Here is a 15619-nt window from a genome sequence, read left to right as displayed (position 1 = left end):
CAGCGCCCGGAGTTTTTTGCGTGGTTCGCCCAAGTTGCCACGTGGGGGCGTGATTTGCTCTCAGAAGCAGGGTTTCGGCTAAAGATTCATCGGGTGATTTCACTGGACACCCAGCGGAGCGGGAAAAGAGGCCGTGCACAAGGTTTGTGCACGGCGGCCGTGCCTGGAGGTTAAGCAGCGGCTGCCGCCAGATAGGCAGCGGGGCGGATTCGCTGCAAGTGCTGGCGCCGAACGGGGTGTGAGGGGGTCGTTTGCTGGCGTCAGAGAATGCCAGCGTACGTGGGGCTGGAGTTGGCCCCACCGCCCCCCCGCACGAACGGATGGAGACGCACGCCGTGCTGACCGAGTCCCCGATCAACGCCACGTCCACGAATAGCCAGCCCACCGAAACCAACCCTCAGTACCAGCAGCTCCTGCAGGTCGCCGAGCGTCTGTGCCAGCAGTCGCCCGACTGGGTCACCTTCTTCCGCGAAGTCATGGGTATCGACGGCGTCATCCGCCGCACGTTCCCGAACTTCGACGACCTCACCGCTTTCGAGCGGTCGGAAGAGTTCAGCCAGGTCCAGAAGATGCTGGTCAAGCTCCGCGAGAATAAGGCGACCGCCGACAGCGAGAGCGAGCCGACCCGTGTCATCACGGTCCGCCTCCCCAAGAGCATGCACGAGTACCTGCGGACCGAGGCCCACGACCTCCGGACCAGCATGAACAAGCTCTGTATCTCGAAGCTGCTGCAGATGATCGAGCAGGACCTGATCCCCGCGGACCAGACCGCCCTGCCGAAGCGTCGGACGACGACAACGCCGTCGCTGACCGGCACGCCGACCCCGGCGCCCTCGGCCAGCCACTCCAACGGCGACAGCCCGTTCAAGTCGGGCTTCTGAGTTCTGGCGCCCCGGCCGGGCCACCATGACGAAAGAACGAAAGCCGCCTCGGTCCTGATGGGCCGGGGCGGCTCTTTTTGATTGCGGAATGGGGATTTCGGATTGCGGAATGATAGCCAGAGGCCGCCGTTTGCAGTGGCGACAGCCATTCCGCAATCCGAAATCTCCCTTCCGCAATCAAAAGGCCCCGAGAGGGCCTGTAAGCCGGGTTTTGTCTCCGCCGACCCCTTTCTCTCGAAGGGGGGCGGCGGCGGCGACCATTCTTCTAGGACGACGGTTGCCCGTCGCCTCAAGCGGCCCACCCGGGGGTCGTAGCGAGCCGGACAAGCTCTGCCCCCTGTTTGGCCTTGCGTCGGGTGGGGTTTACCAAGCCGAGCGAGTCACCCCGCCCGCTGGTGCGCTCTTACCGCACCGTTTCACCCTTGCCGGGGAGCGGTCAGCGATCAGCTGTCAGCCTTCAGCTGCCGCTTGCGCGTCTGATCGCTGACAGCTGAACACTGACCGCTCCCTTAGGCGGTCTACTCTCTGCTGCACTTTCCCTAGCCTTTCGACTGGTGGGCGTTACCCACCACCCTGTCCTACGCCGCCCGGACTTTCCTCCCGGCGCTTCGCAGCGCCCGGCGGTCGCCCAGCCCTCTCGGGGAACCGGCAGTGTAGCAGACCGAGGGGCCCCGCACCGGGCGGAACACCACTCGCTGTGACGACGCTTTGCGACCCGTTCTGTCAGGCTTCCTGTCTCTAACAGCACTCGGCCGCGCCGGCGTCTGTCGTAGGCCGCGTCACCGTCACAATCGGCAGCGGGTCCGTAGTATTTCGGAGGACCGCAAAGTCACAGAACGAATACCTGGATTATGAGCCCTAGCTTTGCGCACGCGTCCTTCGCAAAACGTCCCGAGCACGGCTGTCAAAACACCAAACACCCGCCCATGTCTTCCCTCACTTCCATGGAGATTGCCGTTCCCGCTCACGCCCGAGCGGCTGACGGCGGGGCCTCGCGCGGCAAGTCGCTTGTGTTCGATAGCAAGATCCTGCGCGGCAGCGTCGCGTCTCGCGCGTTCGCGGCTCAGGGGATCGGGAGCGACGTTGTGCACCGCCCCGAGCTGGCGATCGAGAGGATCCGGGGCGGAAAATACGATCTGCTCTATCTCGACCTCCGCCAACCCGACGCGATGCACTTCAAGGTGGCGGCCACGGCCTTCGCTCGCCGCAACGGAGCCAAGGTCTTGGCGGCGCTCTCGCCCGACTCGGGTCAGGAGGTGCTACGGCGGCTCGACCAGCGCCTCGACGGGGCCTTTGTCGATCCCATCGACGCCGAGCTGCTCGGCGCGAAAGCGGCCGCCCTCCTGCCGCGGAACCGCCTCGTACCGGTGGAAAACGAGGCCGTCGCTCCGCCCGTCGAGGGGGAAGAGCTCTGCTTGATCGAGACCACTTTGCTTCGGCGCTCGGCGACAATCCAGCAGCGGCTTGGCGATCATCTGATCAGCGACTCGATGCCGAGTAGCCTGCTCGAGTCGCTATCGAAGTGCGTCGAGCGAGCACGGCACCGGCGTCTCGAGAACGAGCAGCAACACGGGCAGGGGAATCGTCGCTTGGACGAGCGTCTTCCGGTTGATGTGGTCGCCTCGGCCGTCCTTCTGCGGCCAAACGGCGAGCCTTGCGGACCAGCGTTCCCGGTGCTGGTCGGCGATTTGTCGATGACCGGCGCGCGGCTGGCGCACACGCGGTCGATCGGCAATCAGCGGCTGGCGCTCCGTTGGCGTTCGCTCACGATCCCGAATGCCTGGATCGCCGTCGAGTCCGAGGTGATGCGTTGCGAAACAATCGGCCGCTTCTATGAGATCGGCGTTGGTTTCGACATGTGGGGCGGCGGGCACGCCGGACGCTAGCGGCGCCCTCGGCATTCGCTCTTCACTCCACGCCGTGACACTGATAACGTCCGGGCGCTCGGAGATCCGTACCCGAAGAGTGTCGCCATGCGCCAACTGCTAGCCCTCGCCCTCGTCGCTGCTTCTGCGCTCACTGCCGCAGCGGCCGACTTTCGTATCGAGACCCGCGTCTTCGCCCCCGGCGAGGAAGAGCCGGCCAGCCAGAGCGTGACGCTCTTCACCGGCGGGGCCGCCTATGACTTCCGCGACGCCGACCACCGGGTGACCATCTTCCGACCCGGCGCGGCCGACAAGCCGGGGCGGTTCGTCTTGCTCGACACGACGCGGGAGTATCGCACCGAGATCGGCGCCGACCGCGTCGCGATCGCCACCACCAAGCTCCGCCGCTGGGCCGCGGTTCACAAAGACCCGTTCCTGCGCTTCACGGGCGACCCCTCGTTCGATCAGGCGTTCGACGCCGACACCGGCGAGATGCGGTTCGTCAGCAAGCAGATGTCGTATCGCCTGGTGACCATGCCGGTGGCGAGCCGCGAAGCGATGAAAGAGCTGCGGGCGTTCCTCGACGCCTACGCCCAACTGCACACGCTGCTCGAGGCGGGCCTGCCGCCGGCGCCGCGGATGCTCGTCAACGAGGCGCTCGCCAACCGCGACGTGGTGCCGATCGAAGTCGAGCTCTACAGCGGTCTGATCGAGGGCGAGCCCGACCTCCGCGCCGAGCACCTCGTGACGTGGATCCTCTCCCGTGACGACCGTCACCGCATCGACCAGACGAACCGGCGCTTGGCGGAGTACAAATCGGTCGAGAACACCGAGTTCAGCAAGTTCGCCCACCGCCTGGCGGACGAGACGGACGTTGAGGAAACAACGACCCGTTGACGGCTGGTCAGAACCCGTTGACGGCGGGTCAGGGCAGGTCGTCGGCGGTGACGCCGTAGCGACGTAGCGATTCTTTGAGCGGTCCGATCGGGATCGCTTCGCTGATGTTCCCGTCGCGCCCGCGGACGGTGGTGGCGCGGAGCAGGGCGTTGATGATCGCCTCTTCGGTCGCCTCGGCGACCGCTTCGAAGAGTGGCGTCAGGCCCACCTCGGCAAGACGCGGAATCGTGGCGACGGGCGTGTCGGCGTCGATGCGAACCGCATCGTTGGCGCTAAAGGCGATGACGTAGTCGCCGCTCCCGTTTGAGAAGTCGGCGCCGGTGCGGCCCATGCCGATCAGCGCCCGGCGCGCGAGGCGTTTGAGCTGTCGAGCGTCGAGCGGAGCGTCGGTGGCGACGACGATCAGGCACGAGCCGTCTTTGGAGGAGAGGTCGTGCTCGGGGTATGGCGCCGGGCCCAGGTCACGCCACACCGGCGCGCCGGCGATGGTCAGCAGACCGCTGAAGTTGGTCTGCGTGAGGACGCCGACGGTGTAGCCGCCGAGCGACCCCGGCAACCGCCGCGACGAGGAGCCGATCCCCCCTTTGAAGCCCATCGTCCGGACGCCCGTCCCCGCGCCGATCGCTCCCTCCGCGACCGGTCCCGGGGACGCGGCCCGCAAAGCGGCGCGGAAGTGCTCAGGCCTCAGCGGTCGGCTGCGGATGTCGTTGAGATAGCCGTCGTTCGTCTCGCCGACAACGGGATTCACCGAGCGGACGTCCGCGTTACCGGGCGCGGCGAGGGTCGCTTCAACCAGCGTGGCCGCCGCTTCCCAAACGTTTAGGGTGTTGGTTAGCAAGATCGGCGTCTCAAGCTGGCCGAGTTCCTCGACCTGAGTCGAGCCGACCAGTTTTCCGAAGCCGTTGCCGACGACGATGGCGGCGGGGACCTTCTGTTGAAAGAGGTCGCCCCCATGGGGGAGGATCGCCGTGGCGCCGGTGCGGACGCGGTCCCCTTCGATCAGCGTGTCGTGGCCGACGCGGACGCCGCCGACGTCGGTGATCGCATTCAGCCGGCCGGGCGCAAAGATGCCGACGCTTACGCCCAGATCACGAAGGCGCGGCCGCTCCGCCTGCGTGACGCCTGCCCCCATGGCGGTGGCGACAATAGCGAGGCGACAAAGCGGTTTCGCGTCGAACATCACCGACTCGCGGGCGGGAAGGGGTGGGTCCTTCCCAGCATAGTTCAGCGCGGCCTCGCCTTTGCGCATCGCTCAAGCGCGAACGGCGGCCTTGAACAGCTCGTTCAGGCGCTTGGTGACCGGGCCCCGTCGGCCGTCGCCGATCTGCCGGCTGTCGACCTTCACGACGGGGATCACCTCGGCGGCGCTGCCGGTCAGGAAGACCTCGTCCGCGACGTAGACGTCGTGCTTGGTCATCGACGCCTCCCAGGTCGGCACGCCGTCGGCGTCGGCGATCTCGAGGACCACCTCACGGGTGATGCCCGCCAGGATGCCGGCGTCGAGCGGCGGCGTGTAGAGCTCGCCCTTCTTAACGACGAAGATGTTGTCGCCCGTGCACTCGGCGACCTCGCCCTTGTGGTTGAGCATCAGCGCTTCGACACAGCCGGCCTGCAGACCCTCGAGCTTCGCCAGGATGTTGTTCAGGTAGTTGAGCGACTTGATCCGCGGGCTGAGGGCGGCCGGGTGATTGCGGATGACGCTCGAGGTGATGATCTCGAGGCCGTTCTCGTAGAGCTCGGCCGGGTAGAGGGCGATCTTGTCGACGATGATGATGACCTGAGGGTTGCCGCAACGATTGGGGTCGAGCCCCAACGTGCCCGAGCCCCGTGTCACCAGCAGGCGGATGTAGCCGTCCTCGAGGGCGTTCTCTTCGACCGTCAGGTTGGTCGCGTCAACGAGCGCCTCCGGCGGCATGGGGATCGTCAGGCAGATCGCCTTGGCCGACTCGTAGAGCCGCTCCAGGTGCTCTTTCAGGCGGAACACCTTGCCGCTGTAGATCCGCATCCCTTCAAAGACGCCGTCGCCGTACAGCAGCCCGTGGTCAAAGACGCTGACGGTCGCCTGCTCGGCGGGGACGAGATCGCCGTTGATCCAAACGGTGCGGGACATGAGGGAAGCGGGAAGAGATTGGAGGTGGGTGGCTTGGGCAAGGGGCATGATTCTAACACTGGAGACGTGGGCGGGCAGGGGCAGCAGGCGAGCCGTAAGCGTCCTTACCTGTAGGAGGCGTCTCCGACGCCGATCACGCGCACCACGACGTTTCGGAATGGATGCCGTAATCGGGGTCGGAGACCCCTCCCACAAGAATCGGGCGTCAGCCCTGCACGCGGAGGCCCTCGGCCTCTTCGGCGACGCGGCCCTCGACGAGCGTGACCGTCCGGTCGGCCAGGGCGGCGATCGCCCGGTCGTGGGTCACCATGATGACCGTCAAACCGTCGGTTTGGTTCAGGCCCCGCATGAGTTCGAGCACCCCGTCGCCGCTGGTGGGGTCGAGGTTGCCGGTCGGCTCGTCGGCGAGCAGCAGCCGCGGCTCGTTCATCAGGGCCCGGGCGATCGCGGTGCGCTGCATCTCGCCGCCGGAGAGCTCGCGCGGCTTGTGCGTCATCCGGTGGCCGAGGCCGACACGCTCGAGCAACGCCGTCGCCCGCTCGCGTAGCTGACGCCGTTTGCCGAGATACGCGAAGACGCCGTAACGGATCATCGCCGGGGCGAGCACGTTCTCGAGCGCCGTCAGCTCGGGGAGCAGGTGGTACGACTGGAAGATCATCCCCAACTCGGTGTTGCGGAACGCGTCACGGCGCCGGCGGCTGAGCGTGTCGATCCGCTGCCCGCGGTAAAGCACCTCGCCTTCGTCCGGCCGGTCGAGCGTCCCCAGCACATGCAGCAGCGTGCTCTTGCCGCTGCCCGACTGCCCAACGATGGCGAGCATCTCGCCCTCGGCGACGTCGATGTCGGCGCCGCGCAGCACCGGCACGGCGACGGCGCCCTTGCGGTACGTCTTGGTGACGCCACGGGCGGCGAGGACCGTGGGGGCCATTGCGGATTGGGGATTTCGGATTGCGGCTTGTGTTGTCACTGTGGGTTCCCTGGTTTCTTCCATCCGCAATCCGAAATCCGCACTCGTACTCATTCCCAGCGGAGTGCTTCAACGGGATGCAGCGCCGCCGCGCGGCGGGCCGGCAGCACGCTTGCCAGGATGGCGATCGCCATCGCTCCGGCGACGATCCATGCGACAGTGTGTGGGTAGACGACCGTGGGGATCTTCGCGAAGTAGTAGACGGCCGGGTCGAACACCGGCGTGCCGGTGACCCAGGCGAGGACGTCGGCGATCTCGTTGATGTAGGCGACGAATAGCAGGCCGCCGACCATGCCGCCGCCGGCGCCGACGACGCCGAGTGTCAGGCCGTAGCCGAGGAAGACCCCCATGACGCCTCCCGCGCCCGCGCCGAGACTCTTGAGGATGCCGATGTCGCGGGTCTTCTCGACGACGATCATGTAGAAGATCGCCAGGATGCCGAAGCCGGCGACGGCGATGATCATGAAGAGAAGCACGTTGAGGACGGCGGTCTCCATCGAGACGGCAGCCAGCAGCGCGCCCTGTTTGTCTTGCCAAGTGCTGATGACGTAAGCCCGCGGGTCGAAGACTTCTTGCAGGCGATCACGCAGTGCGTTGAGGTCGACACCCGGCTTGCAGCGGATCTGGATCGAGTTGAAGCTCGCAACGCCGGTCGTCGGGTCGATCATGCCACGCTTGTCCTGCAGCACGTCGAGCGGCACGAAGACAAACGACGAGTCGTACTCGCTCATCTTCGACTCATAGAAGTCGACCACGGTGAAGAACGCCGAGCCCGGCTTGGGGGGTGTTGTCGACATCGGGTAGGTCACTTCGACGTCGTCGCCGGGGAGCAACAAGAACTTGTCCTCGCCCGACGCGTCGCGGAAGCTGCCGAGCGCCATCCCGAGCACGACGCCCGGGTGTTGTTGCGAGGTCGGATCGAACGTCTCGCCGACCTCACCACTGTCCGCCTCGGCTTTGGCGAAGGGGTCGGCGATTGCGGATTGCTGATCGCGGGTTGTGGATTCTGTTGGGGGGGTCGTTGCCTCAGCAACTTCCGACTTCGCCAGTCGTTTCGCTAGCTCCGCTTCGCGTTGTTGCCAGAACGCTTTGCGGCGTCGGTGTTCCCAGCCGGCGGTCTCCATCATCGGCCGTGGGGCGGCCTTGGCGGGGTCTTCGGCTTGATGGTCGGCCGTGTCGTAACCCCCTTCGTGGAGGTCGAACCGCAGCTCGCCGCGGTTGGCCGGGTGTTGGAGGAAGCGTCCGAAGTCGCTCACCTCGCCATACGTCTTGGGGTCGATGCCGATCAGCATCACCTGGCGGTTCACCCGCTGGCCGTTGACGGTGAAGCCGAGCATCGCCGGCACCTGGGCCGTGGGGCTCATGCCGACGATCAGGTCGCCCGCCTGCTTGCGGATTAGCTCCATGTGGCGCGCCGCGTCGGGGGCGCCGTCGAGGCTGCGGGCCTCCAGGATCACGTCGCTGAGGATGCCGTGGATGCGGTCGCGCATCTCGTGCGTGAAGCCGGCCATGACGCTGTTGACGACGATCATGGTCGCCACGCCGAGCGTGACGCTGATGATCGACGCCAGGGCGATCCAGCGCGTCCGCAGGTAGCGGAGGCAGAGGACGAGTTTGTACATGCGTGCTAGCAGACGGGGGGCAGCGGACGGTCGGCAGCGGGTTGCGAACCGTACCAGCACCACCCCGCCAGCCGCCAGATCAAGCCGCCACGTCCAAAGACGTTTGTCGCTACTCGGGCTTCGCGCCGGCACGCCGCCGCTGGCCGTCGATCGAGAACGCCCCGGGGCCTGCTAGCACGATGGCGAGCGCCGTGAACAGGTAGAACGCCTGCAGCTCGACGGCCCAGCCGCCATGTTCGCCTACCGACAGTAGTTCGCCCGCGTGGGCGAGCCCGACGGCGACCACCATGTTGAAGGCAAAGACCGCCGCCGACAGCCGTGTGAACAAGCCGACGACAAGCAGCAGGGGCGCCAGCACCTCGCCGACATAGACGCCGTAAGCCATGGCCTCGGGGAGCCCCTTCGCCGTGAGCATGCCGGCGATGCCGTCGATCCCCCCGGTCAGCTTCGAAACGCCGTGAAAGAGCATGAGCCCGCCCGCCATCAGGCGGAGCAAGAGCTTGGCGAGGTCGTCGCCGTAGGGGATCTTGAACATTTGAAACAGCGCTCGGGGCGGAGGACGGAAGGAACCGACGACCGTACTGGCGGCACTGTCGCGGCGCCAGATCAGGCCCGCCTCGGCGCGGGACATCGCCCCGCCGCCGCGAGCAGCATCGCCATACCGCAAGTTAGCAGCGCCGTCGGCTCGGGGGCGGCGGTCGCCTGGGCCGTCGCCGTCGCGTACGCGTCACGCCAGACCGTGTAATCGGCGGCGTTGATGGCGCCGTCGCGATTGGCGTCGACGGTCGTTTCGTCGAGCCGCGAACTCGTCGGCACGTAGAGCGATCCGTCGACCCGGATGGCGCGGACGCCGGCGTAGCTGTCGCTCCAGAAGGCGTGGTCCTGGAGCGTGACGACGCCGTCTCGATTGAAATCACCGGTGAGCAGCGCCGTGGCGGTTTCGATCAGGTCGATGGCGGTGTCGGCCTGCAGACGACTCGACGAGAATGACATCGTGACGACGTCCTGAAGGGCGGCCAGGTTGCCGGAGAACTCGCTGTAGGGCAAATCGACGATGCTCTCGGCGGGACCGACCGCGAAGATGTCGCCGATGCTTGTGGACAAGCTCCACGTCTGCCCTTCAACCATCCCAACCACACGGACATCTAAACCAATGCCCGGCGCCTCGCCGACGAAACGCAGCCTTAGCCGATCCGCCCCCCCCGCCGTCAGATCAACACCGAGCGGCGAGTCCGGCGACCCGTAGGTGAGATCGAAGTACTTGTAAGTGTTTCGGTCTTGCGTATCGACGCTGTCGATTCGGAAGAGCCCGTCCAAGGTGTTGACGGCGTAGGTCGATGACGACCCCACGCCGCCGCTCGCCGCGAGCCGATCGAAGGTCCGCAGCGACCCCAGCGGAGGCGTCCCGCCGCCGGCAAAATCGGCGCCCTGTTGCACGAACGCGGCAGACGGCGCGTAGGGACTCGTCGCGGTGTAAGCGAACGCGCCGGACGAAAAGTCGTCGATCACCACTCCCCACGCCGCCGGGGCGGGCAGCAGCGACGCGGCGATCGCCATCGCAGCGGCAGAAACGTGGAGACCATGCATAGCGGCAGCGCCCAGGGTGAAGACCCGGGCAGCTTAAGCCGCCGCCGCCGATCCGGTCAAACTTACGGAGACGCCCCGCCCTACCGCTCCGGCCGCAGCAGCGGGAACAGGATCACGTCGCGGATCGTCTGGCTGTTGGTCAGCAGCATCACGAGGCGGTCGATGCCGATGCCCAGGCCGCCCGCGGGGGGCATGCCGTGCCGGAGGGCCCGCACGAAGTCGTCGTCCATCTTGGCCATCGACTCCGACTCGTCGAGCCCCGCCAGCTGGCTCTTGAACAGCTCTTCTTGCAGGTCGGGGTCGTTCAGCTCGGTGTAGGCGTTGGCGAGCTCCATCCCCTTGATGAACAGCTCGAACCGCTCGGCGATGTGCGGGGCGCCCGTCTTGCGCTTCGTCAGCGGGCAGAGGCTCGCGGGGTAGTCGGTCACGAAGATCGGGCCCACCAGCGCGTCCTCGACCGTCTCCTCAAAGACCTCGCTCTTGATGACGTCGGCGTGCCGCGGCGCGCCGGCCTCGTCGACGACGGCGAAGCCCATCGACTTCGCCTTGGCAGCGACGGCTGCTTCGTCGTTCGGGTCGCAGCCGGCGTACTCTTGGAAGAGGTCGTCGTAGGTGCGGCGCTTGAACGGCGGCGTGAAGTCGATCGTGTCGTCGCCCCATGGCAAGACGTACGGCTTGTCGCCGCTGGGGGCGTAGCCCGCTTCGCGGAGCCGGTCGATCGCGTCGATGATCAGCGCCTCGGTGAGGTCCATCATCGAGTTGTAATCGCCGTACGCTTGGTACAGCTCGATCATCGTGAACTCGGGATTGTGCCGGGGCGAAATCCCTTCGTTGCGATAGACGCGGCCCATCTCATAGACGCGCTCGATGCCGCCCACCATCAGCCGCTTGAGGTGCAGCTCCAGAGCGATCCGCAAGAACAGGTCGATGTCGAGCGCGTTATGGTGCGTCGTGAACGGCCGGGCCGCGGCGCCGCCGGCGATCGCGTGGAGTGTCGGCCCCTCGACCTCGACGAAGCGCCGCTCGGCGAGCGACTCGCGGATGCTGCGGACGATCAGGCTACGCGCGAGGAACCTCGGCATCACGCCGTCGTTGTACGCCAGGTCGACGTAGCGCATCCGCTGCCGCGCCTCGGGATCGGTGAGGCCGTGGTGCTTTTCGGGCGGGACCTCGAGGCTCTTGGTGAGGAACGTCAGCCCCGTGGCGGCGATGGTGAGCTCGCCCGTGTTGGTGCGAACCAGCGTGCCGTCGCAGGCGATCAGGTCGCCCAGGTCGATTTTGTCGACGAGGTCCCAGTCGTCGCCAACCTGCTGCTTGCCGATCATCAGCTGCAGGTCGCCCGTCTGGTCGCGGAGGCTGGCGAAGACCAGCTTGCCGGCGGTCCGCATCAGCACCACCCGGCCGGCTACGCGGAGCGTCGGGCCGGTGATCTCGCCCCGCTCGCCGTCCCCGTATTCCGCGTCCTGGGCCGCCTTCCACGCGCGGAAGTCGAGGCCTTCGACAGCCGCTTCTCCTGAGTCAAAAGGGGGCAGGTCAACCTCCTTGCCGCCGGCGCAGCGGTACTTCACGGCGCCCGCCTGGGCGCGGACCTCGGCGATCGGCGTGTGGTCGTCGAGCCGCTGGCCCCACGGGTCGATCCCCATCGCGGCAATCGCCTCGAGCTTCTTGCGGCGGGCGACCAGCGGGTCGGTCAGATCGGGGTCGGCGTCGGACATCGGCGTCTAGAATAAAGGTCGTGCTAGCAGAACCGGCGGCGCCGGCGGAGCGTCAAAGGGCCAGATTGTCTCGCCCGCCCCCGCTGATGGTCAACGCCTCGACGGATTAGGGAACCACCAAGGAACGACGGACGGGAAAAAGACAAAGGCCCGCGAATGACGCGAATCTCCGCTAATCGGGCCTGCAAATTAGCACTTCAATTCACGGCCCTCCGCGTTATTCGCGGGCAAAAAACTTTGTTCCTTCGTTCCTTGGTGGTTCACTTCCTTTGACGCCATCGCCGGCCAACCCTACGATTCGCCGCCCATGACGACGCCCTCCGAACCCGCCGAGAACGCGACGCCCGCCGTCACGGACCCCGCCGTTATCGATCCCGCCAACAGCGAGGCGCCGGCCGAAGGCGTCCGCGTGGCTGGCGGGTTCCGGCGGCTGGCGCTGATCGTGCTCGCGTCGATGGGGTTGATGGTGTTCGTGGCGATCGGCGTCGTCTTTGGCCTCTACAAGTCGGCGACCGCGGCGGTGCCCGCCTACGAGGCGGTCGTCGAGGTCGACCCGGCCGTCGCCGAGACCCAGCGCCGCGAGTTCGAGAGCCAGCTCTCGACGCTCGTCAGCGACACCCGGGCCCTCCCGGAGTGGAAGAGCCGCGTCACGGCCGACCAGATCAACGCCTGGCTCGCCCTGCGGCTCGAACGCGACTTCCCCGGCTTTCAGAAGGCGGGCCTGTTGGCGCCGCGGGTGATGCTCGAAGAGGGCAAGGTCATCCTCGCCGCCCGCAGCCGGATGAGCCGCATCGAGGGAATCCTGTCGGTGACCCTGCTGCCGCTGGTCACCGAGTCGGACGAGCTCGCCCTCGAGATCGAGTCGGCGAAGATCGGCCGTCTGTCGCTGCCGCTCGACGCGATCATGGCGCAGATCCGCCAGACCCCGCTCGCCGAGATCGGCCCGATCCGCCTCTCACAAACGGGCGAGACCGCCGCGGTGGTGGTCGATCTCGACCGCATCAAGGCGGGCCACGACAAAGCGCTACGGCTCACCGGCGTCGACGTGCGGCCCGGCGAGTTGCTTCTGCGCGGCGAGACGAAGGCGCCGTAAGGCCCCTCGTGGGCTATATGACCCTCGTGGGTTATATGAAGAGTACAACGACTGTGGGAGGGGTCTCCCGACCCCGATAACGGTATCCATTCCGCTACGTGATGGTGCGCGTCATCGGGGTCTGGAGACCCCTCCCACAAATGACCACCTTAGGCCACGGTCACTCGGTCGGCTTCGTCGACTCGGTGATCAACTCAGTCGGACCCTCTTCCAGCGGCGGGCCGAGGTCGATCATCAGCTCCTCGCCTCGCAGCACCTGGCCAACCCACTTCTCGAACTGGGACGGGCTCCCCTCCATATAGCGATTAAAATCCCGCCCCGGGCAACTCGTCTGCCCGTCGGCGACCTTGGCGTGCGTGCTGATCGCCTCGAGCGTCAGGTCGAACTTCGCGACCAACCAGGCGACGAGCCGCACGGCCGACTCGACCTGGGCGGGGCTCGGCCGCTGCTCCTCAAAGTTGCCCATCAGCTCGACGCCGAGGTGGCCGGCTAGGTCGTACTTGGTGTTCGACTCGGGCTCGTAGTCGAGCGACCGCCCCTCAAAGATCCGCCCGTCGGGAGCGATCAAGAAGTGGTACGGCAGGTCGGCCCAAAACGTGTTGCGCGGCGGCTCCTCGATCTCCGGCCGCCGCTTGCCCCACGCCTGCATGTTGCGGATGAACTCGACCGGGTCGCGATCGATGGTCCACCGCACCCCGGCATGATGGAGCGTGACGAACTGGGGCGTGTGCCGGCGCTCGTCAGGAATCGGATCAGGCCGTGAGCCCCAGTCCTCGGCGGAGACGAAGTTGGCCGGACGCGGGACGGCGACCCGATCCGCGGCGAGGGCGGGCAGACCGACGAGGGCGGCAACAAAGCTAAGAGCGAGGTATTTCACGGATATCGGGCGCCGTCGGTTGGTGGGCGTTGGTGAGCCACTGGCTTTGCCATTGTGACCTGCCGGCGGGGCGATTCCCAGGACCGCACTGGCGGAGTCAGTGGCACGCCCGATCCTTTGCGTCGGTGCCACCCGCCGCAAACTTGGGGGAAGTCTGATACCTAGCTATTCATCGCTAGGGGTTTCCGCGAATTCAACCAAATCTAGCAGGGAAATAACACTCTGCGGCTGCATGATTTCTCTAAAGTTAATCGAGTAATTGAACGAAAAGTCGTCCCCTTGCTGTGGACTCGATACTTGGGCGATTCGCTCCGCCTTGTCATGCAAGATTTTGGCCATGACCAATGAGTGGATAAAAGCGATAAGCTCTGGCAGGCTGAGCATGTGCGTATCGCCGTCCTGAAATCTTACGACGAAGATGCAGTCCCTGAGTTCGTCAATAACAGTCTCCGACTTCGCTAGGCCGGGGGTGCGTAAGAGTTTTGCGGGTGCGTGCACTGCAAAGGTGTTGAGGGACTGCGACGTAACTCGCTTGTGGACGAGTTCCATCACTCGAGACATTTCTTTGGATGTCGGTTGCAAATCGAAAGAGTCGACATCTTCGTTGGCATCGGAGTTGACTCGACTTCGGAGTGGAAGGGACCACTTTAGTCGCCACCCGGCCGCCGCTGTTACGGCCGATTTGTATGATTCGCCAAAAGCACTTAAATGCTTCTCTGCATCCAAGTATCGGCCATCGTTTACGTGACGCCCTAGCTCAGAAATCTTCGAGTGTGAGTCACGAAGTCTAGACGCTATCGGCTTTGGAAGTCTAAATGATTGGGAAGCAATCGCAGCGATAACGTCCGGATAGTTGCGCACATATGAGAGGCCGCCCCGGCTTGGTAGGAATCGAGTTGTGAGATTCGAACCCCTACCAAGGCCAGGAGGCGACCGATGTCGAGTGTAGCAGGAGGCGTAGATGGCGGGATGGTCCAGGTGGACGAGGAGGCCGTGCGTGGTCACGTGGACGAGGTGGTCCGCTCGAGCGTGGAAGAGACGCTCAACGGGCTGTTGGACGCGGAGGCGGACCGGCTGTGCGGGGCGGGCCGCTACGAGCGTTCGGCCGAGCGGGTGGACAGGCGGGCCGGCTCGTACGAGCGGAAGCTGCAGACGAAGGCGGGCGAGGTGAAGCTGAAGGTCCCTCGCTTGCGGAGCCTGCCGTTCGAGTCGCAGATCATCGAGCGGTACCGGCGGCGAGAATCCTCGGTCGAGGAGGCGTTGATGGAGATGTACCTGGCGGGGGTGAGCGTCCGCCGGGTGGAGGACATCACCGAGGCGTTGTGGGGGACGCGGGTGTCGCCCAGCGCGGTGAGCGAGCTCAACCAGAAGCTCTACGAGCGGATCGAGGCGTGGCGGAACCAGCCCATCGAGGGCTCGTTCGCCTACATCGCCCTGGATGGGGTGTGGCTGAAACGCTCGTGGGGAGGCGAGGTGAAGAACGTAGCGGTGCTCGTGGCGATCGGCGTGGACGAGGAAGGCTACCGGCAGGTGCTGGGCGTGGCCGAGGGCGCCAAGGAAGACGCCGAGAGCTGGCGGCAGTTCCTGCGTCACCTGAAGGAGCGTGGCCTGAAAGGCGTTCGCCTGGTGACCAGCGACAAGTGCCTGGGTCTGGTCGAGGCGCTCGGCGAGTTCTACCCCGAGGCGGACTGGCAACGCTGCACGGTGCACTGGTACCGCAACGTGCTGTCGACGGTTCCCAAGAGCAAGTCTCGCGAGGTCGCGGCGATGCTCAAGGCGATCCACGCCCAGGAGGACCGCGAGGCGGCGCTCAAGAAGGCGGCCGACGTGGTCGAGAAGCTCCGCGGCATGAAACTGGCCAAGGCGGCCGGGTGCGTTGAGGAGGGAGCGTGTGAGACGCTCGCCTACATGGGCTACCCGCGAGAGCACTGGACGCGGCTGCGGACGAACAACGCGTTGGAGCGGCTGATGCGAGAGATCCGGCGTCGCACGCGAGTCGTGGGGG

General features: G+C 66.0%; 14 protein-coding genes and 1 other RNA gene. 5 read left to right on the top strand and 10 right to left on the bottom strand.

The annotated features are described in order from the left end of the window. Positions 1 to 320 precede the first annotated feature (320 nt). Positions 321 to 881, top strand: coding sequence for a hypothetical protein (locus tag Pla108_RS16290; RefSeq protein ID WP_146446036.1), 561 nt, complete (start codon positions 321 to 323; stop codon positions 879 to 881). Positions 882 to 1065: 184 nt separating this feature from the next. On the opposite strand, the gene rnpB is transcribed toward Pla108_RS16290, so the two are convergent. Beyond that, positions 1066 to 1521: RNase P RNA component class A (gene rnpB, locus Pla108_RS16285), an RNA gene on the bottom strand. 286 nt (positions 1522 to 1807) lie between these two features. On the opposite strand from rnpB, the gene Pla108_RS16280 reads away from it, so the two are divergent. After that, a complete protein-coding gene (locus Pla108_RS16280; protein ID WP_146446035.1) occupies positions 1808 to 2767 on the top strand; it encodes a PilZ domain-containing protein in 960 nt (319 codons plus the stop codon). 87 nt (positions 2768 to 2854) lie between these two features. Next, complete coding sequence (locus tag Pla108_RS16275) at positions 2855 to 3643, top strand: hypothetical protein (RefSeq protein ID WP_146446034.1); 789 nt, start codon at positions 2855 to 2857, stop codon at positions 3641 to 3643. Between the two features lie 28 nt (positions 3644 to 3671). Here the strand turns inward: Pla108_RS16275 and Pla108_RS16270 are convergent, their stop codons facing one another. From Pla108_RS16270 to lysS, 7 genes are all read right to left on the bottom strand, one after another. Next, positions 3672 to 4892, bottom strand: a complete 1221-nt coding sequence (locus tag Pla108_RS16270) for a DmpA family aminopeptidase (RefSeq protein WP_197526629.1) — start codon at positions 4890 to 4892, stop codon at positions 3672 to 3674. Between the two features lie 3 nt (positions 4893 to 4895). Next, positions 4896 to 5753: a branched-chain-amino-acid transaminase gene (ilvE, locus tag Pla108_RS16265; protein ID WP_146446033.1), complete on the bottom strand. Its 858-nt coding sequence runs from the start codon at positions 5751 to 5753 to the stop codon at positions 4896 to 4898. Between the two features lie 205 nt (positions 5754 to 5958). After that, complete coding sequence (locus Pla108_RS16260; protein ID WP_197526628.1) at positions 5959 to 6681, bottom strand: ABC transporter ATP-binding protein; 723 nt, start codon at positions 6679 to 6681, stop codon at positions 5959 to 5961. Between the two features lie 89 nt (positions 6682 to 6770). Continuing rightward, a complete protein-coding gene (locus Pla108_RS16255; protein WP_146446031.1) occupies positions 6771 to 8342 on the bottom strand; it encodes an ABC transporter permease in 1572 nt (523 codons plus the stop codon). A 109-nt stretch (positions 8343 to 8451) separates the two neighbouring features. Next, on the bottom strand, positions 8452 to 8877 hold the full coding sequence (locus Pla108_RS16250) for a DoxX family protein (protein WP_146446030.1): 426 nt from the start codon (positions 8875 to 8877) through the stop codon (positions 8452 to 8454). Positions 8878 to 8948: 71 nt separating this feature from the next. Further along, entirely contained in the window at positions 8949 to 9929 is a 981-nt protein-coding gene (locus tag Pla108_RS16245) for a hypothetical protein (RefSeq protein ID WP_146446029.1), read from the bottom strand. Positions 9930 to 10009: 80 nt separating this feature from the next. Next, positions 10010 to 11644: a lysine--tRNA ligase gene (gene lysS, locus Pla108_RS16240; protein ID WP_146446028.1), complete on the bottom strand. Its 1635-nt coding sequence runs from the start codon at positions 11642 to 11644 to the stop codon at positions 10010 to 10012. Positions 11645 to 11951: 307 nt separating this feature from the next. Between lysS and Pla108_RS16235 the strand changes: the two genes are divergently transcribed. Further along, positions 11952 to 12737 carry a hypothetical protein gene (locus tag Pla108_RS16235; protein WP_146446027.1) on the top strand — a complete coding sequence of 262 codons (786 nt, stop codon included), beginning with the start codon at positions 11952 to 11954 and terminating at the stop codon, positions 12735 to 12737. Between the two features lie 160 nt (positions 12738 to 12897). Here the strand turns inward: Pla108_RS16235 and Pla108_RS16230 are convergent, their stop codons facing one another. Both Pla108_RS16230 and Pla108_RS16225 read right to left on the bottom strand, forming a co-directional pair. Next, the gene (locus Pla108_RS16230; RefSeq protein WP_146446026.1) at positions 12898 to 13614 is read right to left on the bottom strand and encodes a peptidoglycan recognition protein family protein; all 717 of its coding nucleotides are present in this window, start codon (positions 13612 to 13614) and stop codon (positions 12898 to 12900) included. 165 nt (positions 13615 to 13779) lie between these two features. Then, positions 13780 to 14166, bottom strand: coding sequence for a hypothetical protein (locus Pla108_RS16225; RefSeq protein ID WP_146446025.1), 387 nt, complete (start codon positions 14164 to 14166; stop codon positions 13780 to 13782). 417 nt (positions 14167 to 14583) lie between these two features. Here Pla108_RS16225 and Pla108_RS16220 point away from each other — a divergent pair. Then, positions 14584 to 15619, top strand: a 1036-nt coding sequence (locus Pla108_RS16220; protein ID WP_390615975.1) for an IS256 family transposase, incomplete at its 3' end; no start/stop codon positions are given.

It is taken from the genome of Botrimarina colliarenosi (genome assembly GCF_007859955.1).
Classification (GTDB): Bacteria; Planctomycetota; Planctomycetia; order Pirellulales; family Lacipirellulaceae; genus Botrimarina; species Botrimarina colliarenosi.
The sequence above is the reverse complement of the archived record's forward strand: the minus strand, read 5'-3'. Positions and strand labels throughout refer to the sequence as shown.

Bases quoted from the DNA above. Each gene is read 5' to 3' on its own strand.
- Pla108_RS16290 (WP_146446036.1), top strand. From the start codon at position 321: ATGGAGACGCACGCCGTGCTGACCGAGTCCCCGATCAACGCCACGTCC.
- Pla108_RS16280 (WP_146446035.1), top strand. From the start codon at position 1,808: ATGTCTTCCCTCACTTCCATGGAGATTGCCGTTCCCGCTCACGCCCGA.
- Pla108_RS16275 (WP_146446034.1), top strand. From the start codon at position 2,855: ATGCGCCAACTGCTAGCCCTCGCCCTCGTCGCTGCTTCTGCGCTCACT.
- Pla108_RS16270 (WP_197526629.1), bottom strand. From the start codon at position 4,892: ATGCGCAAAGGCGAGGCCGCGCTGAACTATGCTGGGAAGGACCCACCC.
- ilvE (WP_146446033.1), bottom strand. From the start codon at position 5,753: ATGTCCCGCACCGTTTGGATCAACGGCGATCTCGTCCCCGCCGAGCAG.
- Pla108_RS16260 (WP_197526628.1), bottom strand. From the start codon at position 6,681: ATGGCCCCCACGGTCCTCGCCGCCCGTGGCGTCACCAAGACGTACCGC.
- Pla108_RS16255 (WP_146446031.1), bottom strand. From the start codon at position 8,342: ATGTACAAACTCGTCCTCTGCCTCCGCTACCTGCGGACGCGCTGGATC.
- Pla108_RS16250 (WP_146446030.1), bottom strand. From the start codon at position 8,877: ATGTTCAAGATCCCCTACGGCGACGACCTCGCCAAGCTCTTGCTCCGC.
- Pla108_RS16245 (WP_146446029.1), bottom strand. From the start codon at position 9,929: ATGCATGGTCTCCACGTTTCTGCCGCTGCGATGGCGATCGCCGCGTCG.
- lysS (WP_146446028.1), bottom strand. From the start codon at position 11,644: ATGTCCGACGCCGACCCCGATCTGACCGACCCGCTGGTCGCCCGCCGC.
- Pla108_RS16235 (WP_146446027.1), top strand. From the start codon at position 11,952: ATGACGACGCCCTCCGAACCCGCCGAGAACGCGACGCCCGCCGTCACG.